This is a genomic window from Acetobacter sp. JWB (genome assembly GCF_003323795.1).
Classification (GTDB): domain Bacteria; phylum Pseudomonadota; class Alphaproteobacteria; order Acetobacterales; family Acetobacteraceae; genus Acetobacter; species Acetobacter oryzifermentans.
Map to the genome: position 1 here is coordinate 480259 of NZ_CP030871.1, position 16067 is coordinate 496325.

At 54.7% G+C, this 16067-nt stretch carries 12 protein-coding genes; 6 read left to right on the top strand and 6 right to left on the bottom strand.

The window, feature by feature from the left end; all coding sequences use genetic code 11:
* The first annotated feature begins 68 nt into the window (after positions 1-68).
* From DS739_RS02265 to DS739_RS02280, 4 genes are read left to right on the top strand one after another with little or no spacing between them, the layout of a single operon-like run.
* Positions 69-2243, top strand: coding sequence for a TonB-dependent siderophore receptor (locus tag DS739_RS02265; protein ID WP_035351034.1), 2175 nt, complete (start codon positions 69-71; stop codon positions 2241-2243).
* Positions 2243-3154 (top strand): ABC transporter substrate-binding protein, encoded by a 912-nt coding sequence (locus DS739_RS02270; protein ID WP_006116981.1) that lies wholly within the window; start codon positions 2243-2245, stop codon positions 3152-3154. The genes DS739_RS02265 and DS739_RS02270 overlap by 1 nt, the downstream gene beginning before the upstream one ends.
* Positions 3151-4164: an iron ABC transporter permease gene (locus DS739_RS02275; protein ID WP_006116982.1), complete on the top strand. Its 1014-nt coding sequence runs from the start codon at positions 3151-3153 to the stop codon at positions 4162-4164. The genes DS739_RS02270 and DS739_RS02275 overlap by 4 nt, the downstream gene beginning before the upstream one ends.
* Complete coding sequence (locus DS739_RS02280; RefSeq protein ID WP_006116983.1) at positions 4158-4919, top strand: ABC transporter ATP-binding protein; 762 nt, start codon at positions 4158-4160, stop codon at positions 4917-4919. The genes DS739_RS02275 and DS739_RS02280 overlap by 7 nt, the downstream gene beginning before the upstream one ends.
* A 77-nt stretch (positions 4920-4996) precedes the next feature.
* Here the strand turns inward: DS739_RS02280 and DS739_RS02285 are convergent, their stop codons facing one another.
* The 5 genes from DS739_RS02285 to DS739_RS02305 form a co-directional block, all read right to left on the bottom strand.
* Positions 4997-7246 (bottom strand): beta-N-acetylhexosaminidase, encoded by a 2250-nt coding sequence (locus tag DS739_RS02285; protein WP_035351037.1) that lies wholly within the window; start codon positions 7244-7246, stop codon positions 4997-4999.
* Positions 7243-8229, bottom strand: coding sequence for an N-acetylglucosamine kinase (locus DS739_RS02290; RefSeq protein WP_035351040.1), 987 nt, complete (start codon positions 8227-8229; stop codon positions 7243-7245). The genes DS739_RS02285 and DS739_RS02290 overlap by 4 nt, the downstream gene beginning before the upstream one ends.
* Positions 8229-9161: an N-acetylmuramic acid 6-phosphate etherase gene (locus DS739_RS02295; protein WP_006116986.1), complete on the bottom strand. Its 933-nt coding sequence runs from the start codon at positions 9159-9161 to the stop codon at positions 8229-8231. The genes DS739_RS02290 and DS739_RS02295 overlap by 1 nt, the downstream gene beginning before the upstream one ends.
* Positions 9162-9183: 22 nt before the next feature.
* A complete protein-coding gene (locus DS739_RS02300) occupies positions 9184-10650 on the bottom strand; it encodes a sodium:solute symporter (RefSeq protein ID WP_006116987.1) in 1467 nt (488 codons plus the stop codon).
* Between the two features lie 276 nt (positions 10651-10926).
* Positions 10927-12012, bottom strand: a complete 1086-nt coding sequence (locus DS739_RS02305; RefSeq protein WP_006116988.1) for a helix-turn-helix transcriptional regulator — start codon at positions 12010-12012, stop codon at positions 10927-10929.
* 209 nt (positions 12013-12221) lie between these two features.
* On the opposite strand from DS739_RS02305, the gene DS739_RS02310 reads away from it, so the two are divergent.
* Positions 12222-13916: a Hint domain-containing protein gene (locus DS739_RS02310; RefSeq protein ID WP_006116989.1), complete on the top strand. Its 1695-nt coding sequence runs from the start codon at positions 12222-12224 to the stop codon at positions 13914-13916.
* Between the two features lie 70 nt (positions 13917-13986).
* Here DS739_RS02310 and DS739_RS02315 read toward each other — a convergent pair whose 3' ends face one another.
* The gene (locus DS739_RS02315; protein WP_035351106.1) at positions 13987-15408 is read right to left on the bottom strand and encodes a deoxyribodipyrimidine photo-lyase; all 1422 of its coding nucleotides are present in this window, start codon (positions 15406-15408) and stop codon (positions 13987-13989) included.
* 167 nt (positions 15409-15575) lie between these two features.
* On the opposite strand from DS739_RS02315, the gene msrB reads away from it, so the two are divergent.
* Positions 15576-16043 (top strand): peptide-methionine (R)-S-oxide reductase MsrB, encoded by a 468-nt coding sequence (gene msrB / locus DS739_RS02320; RefSeq protein ID WP_006116991.1) that lies wholly within the window; start codon positions 15576-15578, stop codon positions 16041-16043.
* The last annotated feature ends 24 nt before the right edge of the window (positions 16044-16067 follow it).

Consider the following 16067-nt stretch of genomic DNA (forward strand, 5'->3'; position numbering starts at 1 on the left):
CCCTGTGGTGGAAAAAGCCGGGCCAGGTCTCGTGGCAACGCTGTTAAACCGCGAGATTGCCTAAAGCCATGCGCCTTAAAACCCTTTTGCTTACCGGCTCATCTTTGCTGCTGGTAGAAACCACCGCCGTTTGGGCGGCAGATGCCCCAACCCCCGCCACATCAACGGGCAAAAATACTGTTGCCACCAAGGCGGCAGCAACACCAGCTACCACCGTTCCGGCGCCACAAAATGCGCCTGTTTTGGCCGGGGTGGAGGGCACGCAAGCTGTGCAAGCGCGCAGCGCACAGGCGTACCCGGATTACATTACGGTTAGTGCCGCACGGCGGCCCATGCGGGCAGATGAAATTGGCACGGCCATGACGATCGTGACAGAAAAGCAGATACTCACCCAGCAGCGCCGCACGTTAACAGATATTCTGGCCCGCCAACCGGGGCTGAATGTGGTGCGTTCGGGCGGTTTTGGGGGCACCACCTCTATTTTTATGCGTGGCAACAATGCCAACGAGGTAAAAGTGCGGCTGGATGGCATGGATATTAACGATGGCAGCTCCACTTCTGGTGCGTTTGATGCCGCGCAGTTTGTAACCGATGGCATGGGCCGCATAGAAATTTTGCGCGGGCCGCAAAGTGGCCTGTACGGGGCGGATGCCATGGCCGGGGTGATTGATATAACCACCGCGCAAGGGCAGGGCAGGTTCACCCCTTTTGTGCGGGTAGAAGGTGGATCTTACGGCACGTTTAATCAGGTTATGGGCGCGCGCGGCAGTAAGGGAAAGTTCCATTACAATGTAGAGCTTTCTCATTACCGGCAGGATGGCTTTCATGAAATCCCGCGTTATATCGGGCGCTATTTTGGCGCAGATAAGGAGCAGCGCCACCGGGGGGATAGAAACGATAACCGCTCCGCCAATATTCGCCTTGGCTATGATGTGACGCATAATTTTGATCTGGGGCTAACGGCCCGGCTGATCCAGAGCAATCTGCACACCTACAGCAGCTATAATATGGAAGATGAATATTACAGCCGCTTGGGATATTACGGTGATGTCAGCAGCGAGCGTGAACATACCACGCAAAATCAGGCCATTGTGCGGGGCACGGCGCATTTGTCCTCATTTGGTGGCAGGTTCGATCAGGTCATTGGTCTGGGGTATATGACAGGCCGCAGAAGCTGGACAGAAACCGGCACCACGCTGGAAGGCGATGCCTTGCAGTATGATCCCACATATTACCGCACCAGCCGTATCAAGATAGACTGGCACGGCACCGTCAATCTGGATAAATACGGATCTCTGCTTGTGGGGGCAGAGCATTTTCATGACACGTTTAATTCCAACCAAGGAAATAGCGCGCCATCTTCCACGCCGTTCAGCACCAGTGCGGGCATGGATACCACGGCAGGGTATGGGCAGTATCAGGGTAACTGGAACAAGATTTTATATGGTGCGGCCAATATCCGGTATGACGCCAATTCCCGCTACGGCAATTATGTGACGTGGCGCGTGGCTCCGGCCATTCATATTCCGCACAGCGGCACGGTTATCAAGGCCAGTGCAGGCAGTGGCTTTCATGGCCCTTCATTGTATCAGCTTTTTGCCAACCAGATTTCCACCAGCTATGCAGAAAAGGGGAACCCCAACCTGCGGGCCGAGCGCCTGATAGGGTATGATGTGGGCGTAGAACAAACCTTGGCGCATGACAAATTGCATTTTGGGGCCACATGGTATGAAAACCACGTGCGCAACCTTATCCAGTCCGTAAGTTCTTACGAAAATTATTACTCCACCTATTCCTACAATAACGTCGCCCGTGCCCGCATGTATGGCGTGGAAGCGTATCTGGATTGGAAAGCGCTGGATACGCTGGATTTCAACCTGAACTATACATGGACCCACGCGCGAGATGCCTCTACCGGGCAAGAACTCCAACGCCGCCCGCAGCACAAGTTCAATTTCAACACCACATGGCAGCCGGTGGATGGGCTCTCGCTTTCGGGCAATATTCTGTATGTCAGCGGCGCGCGTGATGTGCCTGTTATTTCCGATACGTACCAGTATTGCAGCACATGCGGTAAAGATCACGGATATTTCACCATAGATCTGGCGGCCAGTTATAAAATCAACCGCTATGTAACAGTGTTTGCGCGGGCAGATAACCTGCTGAACCGCCAGTATGAAAGCCCCATAGGCTACCTTCAGCCCGGCCGCGCAGGCTATGGCGGCTTTACGCTGAATTACTGATGCAGCTTTCCGTAATCCTCCGCCGGGTGGGTATGTGTGTACTGGGTGCAGCCCTTGCGGTGCCTGCGCCGGGGGCAGCACGGGCAGAGCGTGTGGCATCGCTTAACCTGTGCACAGATCAGCTTGCCCTTATGTTGGCAGACCACAAGGATATTATAGGTCTTTCCACTTTGGCGCGGGATTGCACGGAATCTGTGTTGTGCCAGCAGGCGCAGGACGTGCCGGTGTTGCAATCCACGGCGGAAACAGTGTTGGCCGCCAAACCAGATGTGGTGCTGGCAGGCCGCTTTACAGCCCGCTTGGCTGTGCGGGCTGCAAAGGAGGTAGGGGCCAAAGTGCTTACGCTTTCCCCCGCATCCTCCTTGGCGGATATTCCAGACCAGATCATGCAAGTTGCCAATGCGGTGGGGCACCCCGAACGCGGACGGCAGCTTGTAGCGGCATTTCAAGCCCGGTTGGCGGAACTTGCTACCACCCGCCAACTATCAGACCCCATAGCCGTGGTGTATGAGGCCAATGGCTTTGTGGTGCACGCCCATAGTTTGCCCGATGATGTGCTGGCTCATGCCGGTTTGCGTAACTTTGCCACCACGGCAGGCACGCCACCTTTGGGCGGGCGCGTACCGCTGGAAGTGCTGTTGGCTTATCACCCAGATTTACTGGTGCGCGATCCCTCCGGCCCCGGCCATTCTCTTGCACAGGCCATGCTGGCCAACCCGGTTATGCTGGCCATGTTTGCGCCGCCACATGTTGTGGATGTGCCAGCGCGCCTTTGGCTGTGTGGGTTGCCACAAACGCTGGATGCCGTTGCCTCATTACGTCACGCGCGGGATAGCATTGTGACTGATGGCGCAAAGAATTTTCAAAACCCACCCATTACGCAGCCTACGGTAAAGGAAACCCAACCATGAAGCCCTTGCGCCCCGTTGTGCTGAACACGCTGTTGGTGGTGCTGGTGGCTGTTATGGCTGTGGCCTCTTTGTGGTGGGGGGAAAGCAGCATTAACGTGCCAGCAGCCTTGGCAGATTGGTGGGCCGGTGCGCATTCCATAGGTGCGGTTATTATGGGGCAGTTGCGCCTGCCGCGTATGTTGCTGGCCCTTATGGTTGGCGGCACGTTGGGGCTAAGTGGTGCGGTGCTGCAAGGCTATTTGCGCAACCCGCTGGCTGATCCGGGGCTTTTAGGTGTTTCTGGTGGGGCAGCCCTTGGGGCTGTTTGTGTGTTCTATACAGGGCTTTTTCAAATAGCCTCGGCTTTGCTGCCTTTGGGTGGTTTGGCCGGTGCATTGGTGACGGCCACGTTGCTTGTGGCGCTGGTGGGGCGTGGTGGCGCATTGGTGCTGTTGTTGGCTGGTGCGGCAGTGAGCAGTTTTACCGCAGCCCTTACCGCACTGGTGCTGAACCTGGTGCCCAGCCCCTATGCTACGTTTGAAATCATGCACTGGCTTATGGGGTCTTTAACAGATCGCACCCTTAATGATGTGCTGCTGGCCTTGCCCGGCGTGGTGGTGGGGTGTGCCCTGCTTATGGGCTGTGGCCGCGCCTTGGATGCCCTAACAATGGGGGAGGACGTGGCCCAAAGCCTTGGTTTTCGGCTTGGTGGTGTTGGGGGCGTGCAAATGCGCGTGGTTGTGGGCACTGCATTGGCTGTGGGCTCTTGCGTTGCGGTTTCTGGCGCTATCGGGTTTGTGGGGCTGGTGGTGCCGCATTTGTTGCGGCCTTTGGCGGGGCATCGGCCATCTCGGCTTATGGTGCCAGCATTTTTGGGCGGGGCTGCGCTTTTGCTGGCGGCAGATCTGGCAGTGCGGCTTATAGCCGGGCGCACAGAATTGCAGTTGGGTGTGGTAACGGCCTTGGTGGGGGCGCCTGTGTTTTTCCACCGTGTTATCTTGTTTAGAAAACGGAACATGCTGTCATGTTAAATGTGCAGAATGTTGGGTTCAGCATAGAGGGCGCGCAGCTTCTCCAAGCTGCCACTGTGCAATTTGAGGCGGGAAGCGTAACAGCATTAATAGGCCCAAATGGTGCTGGCAAAAGTACGCTGTTGCGTATTATGGCGGGCTTGTTACCCGCCACGCAGGGGCATGTGGTGTGTGATGGCGCGCCTTTGCAACAGCTTACATTGGCCCAGCGTGCGCGGCTTATGGCGTATATGCCGCAGGATGTGCCGCCATTTCCGCCCATGCCAGTGCGGGAGGTGGCATCGCTGGGGCGCTTGCCTTATGGGGAATCTCCCACACAGGCCTTGCATCATCCGGCAGTGGCGCAGGCTTTGGCGGAAGTGGGGTTGCTGGGGTTGGCGGATCGCCCAGCCAACCAACTTTCTGGTGGAGAGCGTGCACGGCTTATGCTGGCGCGTGCTTTAGCGGTGCAGGCCCCCATTTTGCTGGCGGATGAACCCGTAGCCGCGCTAGACCCTGCCCATGCCTTGGCGGTTATGCAGGTGTTTTGCAAACTGGCGGCACGGGGCACGTGCGTTGTGGTGGTGTTGCATGATTTGTTGCTGGCCACACGTTTTTGCAAAACCTTGGTGCTCATGCAGCAGGGCCGTATTCGGCATACCATTCCCCCTACCAGCCTGACAGATGAGATGGTGCGCCAAACTTACGGTGTTACCACGCGGCGGGTAGAAAACGCCGTTGTACCGTGGGATTTATGCACGGCACAGCCAGAGTAAGCAGAGTAGCGTTTTTACACGTGTCCGTGCAGCCATACAGACATATGCTGCGGTAGCGCGTTTGTAAAAATGCGTTCTTAGGGCAGGGTTAATCCACCTTCGCGCGTTACCAAGGCTTCCACACCCGGTACAATACGCTGGATTAAATCTCCCGCAGGTTGGGGTGTATTGGTGACAACATGGATGGAGGATGAAGCTGCAATGTCCTTGCGCGCTGCATCCAATGTTTCCCGCGCCTGTTCACGCCATCCGGGTGTGCGCTCTGTACCCAGTGCCGCCAGCCCGGCACGGGCAAGGGCGGCCAACCGGGTAGATGCCGCTAGTGCGGGTGTAAGCGCAGCATGGCGGGCTGCAACCTGATGAAACGCGGCATCATTATCCGCCCAGATGGTGAGTTGCCGTTCCAGCTCTGGCTTGAGTTCCACCTTGCCGTTTACAAAGGCAGCAGCCTCGGCATTAAACCTTTCAGCCTCAAAGCTATCTGGGCTGGCAATGTCTGATGGGGTATTTAAATCCTGTTCCGTGGCCGTTTGCTTATGGCGGATTTGTAAAAATTTGTGGTTATGGGCGTAATTGCGTACGGGGGAAACAGCACTTAGCAGCACACGCGGGGCTTGTGTTTCACCCGCGGCAAGGCGGTCTAGCAGGGCATCGGCATCTTCGCGGCTTTTCAGGCCCATAAGATCCAGTTTATCCTGAGTCATCGCCAGCCTGCCATACAGGGTTTGAGGCACGCAGTTTTGTGGAGTAGACCAAAACCGCTCCGCCACGGCGGCCATGCGGGGCCATAGGCGGGCATCCAGCATGTCTTCATCCACCACTTCTGTCCACAATGCGCCTTCGGCCCCCAGTATCAGGGTTTTTTGCTGCTTTGTTAATGGGGGTACGGGGGCATCGGGTTTGGTGTCTGTGGGGGTGGCAATGGTGCCGCCGGGGCCAGTTGTTTGGGCTGCGGCCTGTGCCTCTGCGGCATCCTTGCGGGTGTCTAGCGGGTCTGTCTCATAATAGGCGGAGGCAGGCAGCAGCCTATCCAGATAATATGGGCCAGACACCACCACGGGCAGGCCTGCCTCTGCGGCTTTTACTGTGTTGGCTGGGCCGCGCCAGCTTTCTATAATGGTGTGGGGCGGCACATTGGCCGCCAGAACCTCATCCCACCCCATAACGATTTTGCCATCGGCTTTGAGCATTTGCGCCACGCGGTTTGTAAAACTGGCTTGCAAATCAGCCGGTGTGGCAAAATGATGCGCCTGCATGTAGCGCGCAATGCGGGGTGTCAGTGTCCATTGTTTGGCCACCACCTCATCCCCACCAATATGGAATACGGGATCTGGAAACAGGGCGGACATTTCAGCATACAGCCCACGCACAAAACTGTAGGTGGCGGGGTTTGTGGGGTCTAGCGCCGCGCGGTTGATCTCGGCACGGTCTGTTGTGTTCATGGGTAGGACAGAGGCGTATTGTGGGTAGGCCAGCAGCATGGCAAAGCTGTGGCCCGGCGTATCAAATTCCGGCACAATGCGAATGCCTCTTTCTGCTGCATATTGCACCAGATTACGGATTTCGGCCTGCGTGTAATATTGCCCGTGGCTGCTGATTTTTTGCAGGCGCGGGTAATGCCTGCTTTCTACCCGAAATGCCGCGCCATCTGAAAGATGCAGGTGCAGTACATTCAATTTTACCATTTCCATGGCATCAAGCTGCCGCTCAACGGTGGGGATGGACATAAAGTGGCGGCTTACATCCAGCATCAGCCCGCGCCATGCAAAGCGTGGGCTATCCTGAATATGCGCCTGCGCCATAACCGGGCCTGTGGCCTCACGCCGTACAAGCTGCACAATGCTGGCCAAACCATGCAGCACACCAGCAGGGCCTTGCGCCGTTAGGGTTATGCTATCTGGCCCCACATCCAGCGTATAATCCTCCCGCATGGTGGGGGCGGGAAAACTGGCCTCACGCGCATACTGAATGTGGATGGGAAAAGTGTTTTGGTCTTTTCCCTTTTTTGCATTTTCTACATAAACCTCTTGCCCGGCCACTACGCTCATGCGGTTTGCAAAACGTTGCATGGCGCGGGTTAAAAGCGGGGTAGGGGGGCTTTGCCAGATAACCTGCCATTGGGCAGGCAAGGCAAAAGCAGATCCATCCGTTTGCAGCGTACTGGGTGCGGGCATGATAACCGGTGGTTGCGGTGCGTTAAACACCGCGGGCTGCGCAGTATCTGCTCTGGCAGGGGCAAGGTTTGCGCCAAAACCTGCCAGCACACCTACGGCGCACCCGGCGGCCAGAACACGTAAGCCAGTGCGGATGGAAAACCCCTTTATCATGCAATCGCCTTTCCGTGTGTGAGATTGCGGGCAAGTTGGCAGATCCATGTGGCATCACTATGCCATCCGGCCAGTTCTGCTGCTTTTAATACCGCACCACCAATAGGGGGCAGTGTAGCGGGGTGCGGTTTTGTGCCCAACAGGGATGTGACGGTTTGCAGCACAACGGGGTTGTGCATCACGCTGCCGCCGTAGCTCCACGCCAAAGGCAGAGGAGAAGGCGGCAGGTTGCTTACCTGTTTGGCCGTTGCGTGGGCCAGTTCTGCCAGATGTCCGCCAGCGGCACGCAGTAGGGCTATGGCGTATGTTTCTTTGTTCTGAGCTAATGTGTGTACGGTTGCGGCTACATCGCCCACGGCGGAACGCGGGTGCGTGCGGGTGCGCAGCCATTCTCGCAGGGCGTCTGGTGCGGTGGGGCCTGTGGTGGGCAGGTTCAGGCTAAGGAGCAACGCTTGCGCAAAAGCGGCAAAAGGCACGGAAGGATCATCTAGATACCGCGTGGCATAGCCTAGCGCTTTGCGGCCTATCCAGTAACCGCCGCCTTCATCCCCCAAAAGCCAGCCCCAGCCACCAGCGCGTGCTGTTTGCCCGTTTGCCCCCACCGCCATGGCGACAGACCCGGTACCCGCCAACACAAACACCCCCGCTTGGCCCGCAAAGGCGGCGCGGTGTGCGGTTTCCACATCATTTTCTAACCACAGCCGCACATTGGGGCCAAGGGCTGCGCGGGCCACCTGTTCCTGCTGGGCGGAGGAAGGGCGTGCGGCATCATACCCTGCCATGCCCAGCACGGCAGATTGCAAAGTGGTGCGTGGCATTTGTGCCAGAAGGTGGCGCAGGTTTTCGGCCCATTCTGGCCTATCAAACGGGTTGCAACCGGGGCCAGTAGCCTGCGCCATTACGGTGGCATCTGGTGCTATTACCACCGCACGCGTATGGGTGCCGCCGCCATCCAGCGCCAGAATGGTGGGGTGGGCGGCCATTAGGCAGAGGCCTCTGCGGGGGTTTTTGCCGCAATACGCGCCAGAGCCTTGCGCAAATGCCCGCCACACAACGTTAAAAGCTGCCGGGCCTGCGGAACATCCAACCCGTGGCGCAGTAGCACAGCCAGCTTGATACTGCCGTTGGCGTGTTGCAGGGCATCTTCTGCCTGCGCTTGTGTGCAGCCCGTAAGATGGCGCAACATGCGGTGTGCGCGCCGCACCAGCTTGGCGTTAACAATGCGCATATCTACCATCTGCCCGCGCCATGTATGGCCCAAGCGGATCATTAACGTGGTGGACAGCAGATTAAGGGTTACTTTTTGCGCCGTACCGGCCTTCATACGGGTGGAGCCTGCCACCACTTCTGGCCCGGTTTGGATCAGCACCGGGTATTCAGTATTCAAAAGGCGTGTGTTTGGGCTGCATGACATACCAATGCACAGGCTGCCTGCACCCTTGGCAGTTTCCAGCGCAGCGCAGGTATAAGGCGTGCCACCGCTGGCCGCCACGCCAATAACAACATCCTGCGCGGTGGGGGCATGGGCATTTATGGCGCGGCGGGCTTCGGCTTCATCATCTTCTGCCCCTTCAACGGGGTTAAATAGCGCGGCATCACCGCCTGCCAGCATGAGCACCAGCCGCTCAGCAGGCCAACCATAGGTGGGAATAAGCTCTACCCCATCTTGCAACCCAATACGGCCCGATGTGCCTGCGCCCACGTAAAACAGGCGACCTCCGGCCTCTAACCGCGGTACGGCGGCTGTAATGGCGGCTTCCAGTTGCGGCAGGGCGGATTTTACAGCGGCAACGGCCCCAAGCTGGCTTTCCAGCAAGGCTTCCAGCACCGTGCCTGTAGGCCATATGTCCAGATCTGTGTAGCGGGCATCCAGCGTTTCTGTATGGGCAAGCGGAACAGAGGCAGGCTGGAGCATAACTGGAACCCTTTGTATAAAACTAATGGCGTATTTTCTTTTGTATCACATAGCGCAGGCCGACCAGCCCAAACAGTGTGATCATGCCCAGCACAATCAGCCAGACAAAAGCCAGCGGTTTGCCGTGGGGGTGCAGATACATCATGGCCAGCACCATAAGCGGTATGCTCAGGCCAAAGGCGGGGGCCAATATGCGCGCCTTTAGGCCCGGCCATGCCATGCCCGCTATAAAGCTGGCCAGCATGGGGCCATACCCACATGCGGCAATGGAAAGCCCAACCAGCACGGCAGATTGGCTGCCCTGTGCAAACATGCCCGCGCACACCACCAATGCCACAGCCCAGAACAAGGTAACAACCCGTGCAAACCCAAGGCCGGAAAGGCCAAGTTTGCGGGCCGCCCATGCGCAGGGGGCTGCAAAATCTCCCATTGTGGCGGCTGTCATGGCGGAAAGCGTGGCGGAGAGAGACCCCATAGTGGCTGCCAGCACACCAGCCAGCATCAGCCCCCGTAAGCCGGAGGGCAGTTCCTGCGCGATATAGGCGGGAAAAATGGCATCTGGCGTGGCAAATCCAGCCTGATGCAAGGTGGCCCCACCATGATGCACCCATAGCAGCACGCCCACGCCAGAAAGCAGCGCAAACAAAAGGCCCACTCCCACAGCGCTGCCCATAAGGGCCAGCCGTGCATCACGCAGGCAGCGGGCCGCCAATACGCGCTGTACCATAAGCTGATCTGTTCCGTGCGAGGCTACAGAAAGCACCGTGCCGCCCAAAAGAGCCGCCAGTGGCGTAAAGGAACTGGTGAAAGGTGGCGTATGGTTCACAAACAAATCAAACCGACCCGCAGCATATAGTGTATGCAGCACACCCGGAGGGGTTACCTGCCACAGCAGGGCAAGGCAGGCGGCAGAGCCAAACAGATACAGCCCGAACTGAATACTGTCTGACCATACAACAGCGCGCAGGCCACCGCACAGCGTATAAAACAGCGTAACCAGCATAATACCGCCCAGCAATGCAGCATGGGGCAGGCCCATATGTGCGGCATCCAACATAGCCGCCAGAGGCAACATGCCTGCAAACAGACGCACAGCTTCCGCCAGCAAGCGTGTGATTAAAAATGTAGAGGACGCCATACGCTGCATGGAAGCCCCAAAGCGCTGGCCCAGCCAATCATACGCGCTGAGCATTTTGCCTGATTGATAAAGGGGCAGAAACTTCCAGGCCACAATGGCGCGGCCTATCAGATACCCAAGGGCCAACCCCACAAAAACCATGCCGCTGCCATAGGCAATGCCGGGCACGCTGATAAGCGTAAGGGTAGAGGTTTCTGTTGCTACAAGGGAAAGGCAGAGTGCCCACCACGGCAGATCACCATGCCCTTCAAGGTATGCTGTGGCGGAGGTTTGGCGGCCAGCAAGCCCCAGCGCCAGAAGGGGCAGGGCTGTAAGGTACGCCAGCATGACCAGCAGATCAGCAAATGTCATATCTGGCGTAAGGGTTTTGGCATGATAGGGCGACGCTAAAAACTATTTTGGAAGAAGAAACAGTGCCAGCGTAGTTTTGCTACCATGAAAGATCAACAGCTTAGGCGCATGATTTCTTGCGTGGGAACTGGAGAAAAGGGCCGCCTTGGCGTGAGATGAAATTATCAGGCACCATATCTGCCTGTCCGGTTTGGCTATGTATGGGTTTGTGGCGCTGTTCCAGAACAGAATCACGCTGCTTTTAACGGGTAGGGGTTTGATGTTATGCGGCTATAATTATGGCAAACAATCTATGTCCTTTATGAAGGAAGCAAGCTTGACCTGACTGTTAATATCCAGACGAGTAAAAGCCTCCTTAATAGTTTGTCTGGCTGTGCCTTCGGTAATATTAAGCGTTTTAGCTATCTCCTTTACAGGAAGCCCATTGGCAATCATGCAAGAAATTTTGGATTGTGCAGGAGAAAGAAAGAAGTTTTTAAGTATTTTTTCTGTATTCTTATTGATATGGCAATCATGAATAATAAGGAATTTTGGGAAAAGAAGAGAAATATCCTGATTGTTTTTTTTAATGTTGTTGAAAAAGCCGATTTTCGCAATAAATTTTTTCTGTGATTTTGTTGAGAACGTAACATATGTATCTTTTTCAGTAGAGTTTAACAATTTTTCTATTTTTATTTTAGAATCTTCATATTTGTTTTTGATTCTATTGTTTATAATAAAAATACCATATTGTTCCATATCTATCATCTTATGGTTTGCAAATAAAATATTGTTTTGTTTATCAAAAATGGCAATAGCATACGGCATATTGTCGATAAGGCATTGAAAGCAATCTTTTGTGTTTTTGTTATAATAGAAGTTATCCCCTATATTTATAGCCTGTATAATATGGGGAATAAGCGTAATCAGCTTTTTTTTGGATGTTGAAAGGGTATCGGCTGGGGCGTCGATTGGGTTTTGTATGGATAAAAGAAATTTTTTACCGCGAAAATTTTCAAAAAGGCAATTCTGTAGCCTGCGGACGCCAAAATCTTTGAGATATTCCTGATAAAATGGAGAGTGATCAAGCTCCTTATCTGTTAGAAAACTATCGTCTATATAACAAAAATCTCCGGGCATACTTTGGGGTTTGTATGATCTTAGCGGAGATTTTCCGCTCCATTGAGAGTAATAAAGTAAGTCAGATTCTTCGTTTTTGCTGCTTCCATAACGCCATTGAACACAATCCGGGTCTAAAGGAACCAGTGCTGCCCCACCTTCATTGCTGCCGTTACAGTATTCTGCAATAGTGGCGAGTGATTTTTTCCATAGACTTCTATTGTCAATAGTTGCGTATATATTTTTTATTATTTCTGAAAGCATGTCTGTGAATATCCATTTTTGAGTAATACTTACTCGAAGAGTACACGGTTGCCCTCAACGGCACGCGCACAATAAGTTAATGCGATACAAACGCAATATACCATTTGGTATAATTATTTTTTTTCAAACACGCCCCATATGGTAGTGGATGATATTTTCCAAACAAAGCGTAATCGGCGCAGGCAAAACCACATAAAAGGGTACAACAAATGGCTGAGTCGATTATTTTTAAGCCGACTAACGGAAGTCAGTCGGTTATCGGGCCAGATAGCAACGGCGTTATCAGCATTAATGAATCTGGAAATATTACTGGAACGCAGTATGTTGCGCCGGGCATTCTGGTTTCTGATGCGAATGCATCAACTACAGGCACTATTTCTATAACTAATAATGCTGTTGTTACAGCAACTAGCTGGAATGTTGGGGAAGCGTCCGGTAGCACTGCAACAGTTACCGTTTCAGATGGTGCATCATTAACGCTTGATAACTCAGATAAAATTGCAACAGGTTCCACCGTTGTGGTTGGCAATGGTGGCACGCTTATTCTGGGGGGCTATGCCACAACAACTTCCGGCTTGATTCAGTTTGGTGGGGACGGAGGCACAATTGAAGTTGCCGCCGGAACAACGCCAAGTATTATTGAATACATTACAAATATTTCTTCTGGTGATACCATTATTCTGGATGGTATGACAGCCGATAACTATACGTATGTGAATGGTGTTTATACACTTACGGATAATGGGCAGCCTATTTCAGGTACGTCATCTTTTCAGCTACCTGAAGCAGATGAAGGTTCTACATTCACTGTTAAAACAGTTAACGGCAAAACCTACCTTACCGCTGATAAAATTGTTTGCTTTCTTGCTGGCAGCATGATCCGCACTTCCGAAGGGGATGTTGCGGTGGAAGATATCCAGATTGGTGATCAGGTTGTTACGTTCGATTGGAAAAACAACAAAGACATCACGCGTCCGGTTGTATGGGTTGGCAAGGCGCATGCCGTGGTGCGCGCAGGTCTGCCGGATGATGAGGCAGGCTACCCGGTGCGTATTCTTAAAGATGCCATTGCAGATGGCGTGCCCTACAAGGATATGCTGATTACCGCAGAACATTGCTTGTTCTTTGATGGCAAGTTTGTGCCAGTGCGGATGTTGGTAAATGGTGTATCCATTTTTTACGATAAGTCTATTCTCTCCTATGATTACTATCATGTAGAAACAGCACAGCATTCGGTTATCACTGCCGATGGTATGCTCACAGAAAGCTATCTGGATACGGGCAACCGTGCGTCTTTCCGTCAGGAAGGCAAGGTGGCAACCCTGCGCGGCGCTGTGCGGAACTGGACAAAAGATGCCGGCGCTCCACTTTGTGTGGATCGCGCTTTTGTTGAACCCCTGTTCCACAAGCTAGAAGCGCGTGAAAACAGTGTAACTGGGTGCCATGTGCCAGTAGAACAGGCTGTCATGGTCACAGATTCCAACCTGCATCTGGTTACGCAGGCAGGGGCAATTATTCGGCCAGTGCGTCAGGATGGCCAGCGTTACAGCTTTATGCTGCCAGCTCATACGCAGTCTGTGCGCATTGTCTCCCGCGCCAGCCGCCCGGCTGATGTTATCGGGCCGTTTGTGGATGATAGGCGCCAGATGGGCGTAGCTGTGGCGGATGTGCATTTTATCACAGCCAAAAACTTGCATACCATTACAGCGCATCTTCAGGCGGAAAAGCCCGAAGGCTGGCATGATACCGATTGGACAGATTGCGCATGGACAAACGGCAACGCCGTGCTGCCTATGGGTGATTTTACCAAAGGTAAAATGGGCCTTCTGTCCATGACCATTCGTGCCGCCGGGCCTTACCTGCTGCATGAGGCAGACCAAAAAGCACAGGTTTTTTCTGCCTGATTTCAAAAGTTAAGGGCAATAACAGGCTCTACCTCTACCGGGGTGGGGCCTGTTTTATAATGATCGCGTGCTATTTGGGCAGGTTTTTCCAACACTCCAATGCACGTAGGCGGCCCAGCTTAAGGTCTACAATCGGGGGCGGGTAATTTAAACGTTGCGCGCTTTTCCAAGGGGTGTGGATGGTTTTGTTATCCAGCGCCGCCAGTTCTGGCACCCATGTACGAATATATTGGCCTAATGGATCATATTTTTCAGATTGCCCCACCGGGTTAAAAATACGGAACCACGGTGCCGCATCAATGCCTGTGCCAGCGCCCCATTGCCAGTTCATGGCGTTTACGGCGGCATCTGCATCCAACAGGTGTGCATAAAACCAGCGTTCTCCTTTTTGCCAGTCTGTCAGCAGATGTTTGGTTAAAAAGGAGGCCACAACCATGCGCACGCGGTTGTGCATCCAGCCCGTGCGGGCCAGTTGGCGCATACCGGCATCTACCAGCGGAAACCCCGTTTGCCCCTGCTGCCATGCTGCCAGATCTGTGGCATCCGTGCGCCACGGCATGTGGTTAAATTCAGCGCGCAGGTTGCGGGTGGCAAGGTCTGGTGTGGTGAACATCTGCATCCACGCAAAATCACGCCAGCCTAGTTCTGCCAAAAACTTTTCGGCATCTGTGGCCAGTTGTGGGTGCAGGTGTGCAGCATGGCGGATGGCATGCCAGATCTGGCGCACAGAAATCTGCCCCACCCGAATATAAGGTGAAAGCAGAGATGTTCCATGTGTGGCATCGGTTCTGTCTCGCTGTGTTTCATAATCTTCTAGCGCGTTTTCTATAAACCGGTGCAGGTTGGTGTGGGCGCATTGTTCTCCGCTTGTCCAGCCGGGCAGGGCGGGGGGCATTTGCGTGCCAACGCGGGCAAGGCGCACGCCTTCTGGCAAATTGAGGGCGCGAGCAGGCACATAACTTTTACCGTGCATATCTGGTGCTGGCAGTGGAGGCGGCGGTTCTGGCAAATCCCGCGCGGCGCGCCACCATGCGGTAAACACACGGTATGGCTGGCCCGCCTGCGTGCGTATGGCCCAGGGTTCAAACAACAAACGGCCGGTGCATGAGTGTACTGTCACCCCCTGTTTTTTCAGGCTTGCATGCACATCCGTATCCGCCGCAATGCCCGGCGCATCATACCGACGGTTCCAGAACACATCTGTAGCATTTATGGCCTGCGCCAATGCGGGAACAGAAAGCCGCGTTGGGCCGGATAACATTAACAAAGTCTGCCCCTGTTTATGCAAACTGGTGGCCAGTTGCGCACACGCGGCTTGCGCCCAACCTGCAATGCGGGTGGTGGGGGCATCCTGCAAGGCGGCATCCTGCACATAGGCGCACAGCACGGGCTGCCCCGTTGCGCAGGCCGCGTGCAGGGCTGGGTTATCAGCCACGCGGTAATCATCTCGTAGCAAAACCAGAACAGGGGCGGGGGAGGGTGCATTAACCATACGCCATGTGGTGCCGGTATAGATGTGTACATGCAATGGGGTAGGCTGTATTTTGTGGCGGCGTTGTCTTTGGCAGTCGCTAGAGTGTGAAGGTGCCAAACTATAGCCATGCACGTTGTTGGTGCCGTAACATGCAACTGTAAACACGGCAGGAAAGGCGATTAGCCATGTCAGATTCTTTGTCAGGCAGCTGCGGTGCCGGTGGGTGCGGCCCGCGTGGCCCGCTTACCCCAGAGCAGGAGCAGATTCTGTTTGGCCACGGAACGGAGTATCCCGGTTCCAGCCCACTGAATCATGAAAAGCGCGAGGGGGCGTATCATTGCGCGGCCTGTGGGGCGCTGCTGTTCCGCTCTCACACCAAGTATGAAAGTGGTAGTGGCTGGCCTTCCTTTTGGGCGGCAGAACCCCACGCCGTTGCCACGCACAAAGATACCAGCCACGGCATGGTGCGCACAGAGGCCCATTGCGCACAGTGCGAAGGGCATTTGGGCCATGTTTTTCCTGATGGCCCACCCCCCACCGGCCAACGTTATTGCATGAATGGTCTGGCGCTGGATTTTAGGCCAGATCCGCAACGGGCAACTTCTGCTGGAGGCGCCACCGCTATGGATCATACAAGCGGCTGGGCCTCTTGAAAGCAGCATGCCTGCTGCTTACGT

Coding starts and splice junctions, on each gene's coding strand:
- DS739_RS02265 (WP_035351034.1), top strand. CDS start 69: ATGCGCCTTAAAACCCTTTTGCTTACCGGCTCATCTTTGCTGCTGGTA.
- DS739_RS02270 (WP_006116981.1), top strand. CDS start 2,243: ATGCAGCTTTCCGTAATCCTCCGCCGGGTGGGTATGTGTGTACTGGGT.
- DS739_RS02275 (WP_006116982.1), top strand. CDS start 3,151: ATGAAGCCCTTGCGCCCCGTTGTGCTGAACACGCTGTTGGTGGTGCTG.
- DS739_RS02280 (WP_006116983.1), top strand. CDS start 4,158: ATGTTAAATGTGCAGAATGTTGGGTTCAGCATAGAGGGCGCGCAGCTT.
- DS739_RS02285 (WP_035351037.1), bottom strand. CDS start 7,246: ATGATAAAGGGGTTTTCCATCCGCACTGGCTTACGTGTTCTGGCCGCC.
- DS739_RS02290 (WP_035351040.1), bottom strand. CDS start 8,229: ATGGCCGCCCACCCCACCATTCTGGCGCTGGATGGCGGCGGCACCCAT.
- DS739_RS02295 (WP_006116986.1), bottom strand. CDS start 9,161: ATGCTCCAGCCTGCCTCTGTTCCGCTTGCCCATACAGAAACGCTGGAT.
- DS739_RS02300 (WP_006116987.1), bottom strand. CDS start 10,650: ATGACATTTGCTGATCTGCTGGTCATGCTGGCGTACCTTACAGCCCTG.
- DS739_RS02305 (WP_006116988.1), bottom strand. CDS start 12,012: ATGCTTTCAGAAATAATAAAAAATATATACGCAACTATTGACAATAGA.
- DS739_RS02310 (WP_006116989.1), top strand. CDS start 12,222: ATGGCTGAGTCGATTATTTTTAAGCCGACTAACGGAAGTCAGTCGGTT.
- DS739_RS02315 (WP_035351106.1), bottom strand. CDS start 15,408: ATGGTTAATGCACCCTCCCCCGCCCCTGTTCTGGTTTTGCTACGAGAT.
- msrB (WP_006116991.1), top strand. CDS start 15,576: ATGTCAGATTCTTTGTCAGGCAGCTGCGGTGCCGGTGGGTGCGGCCCG.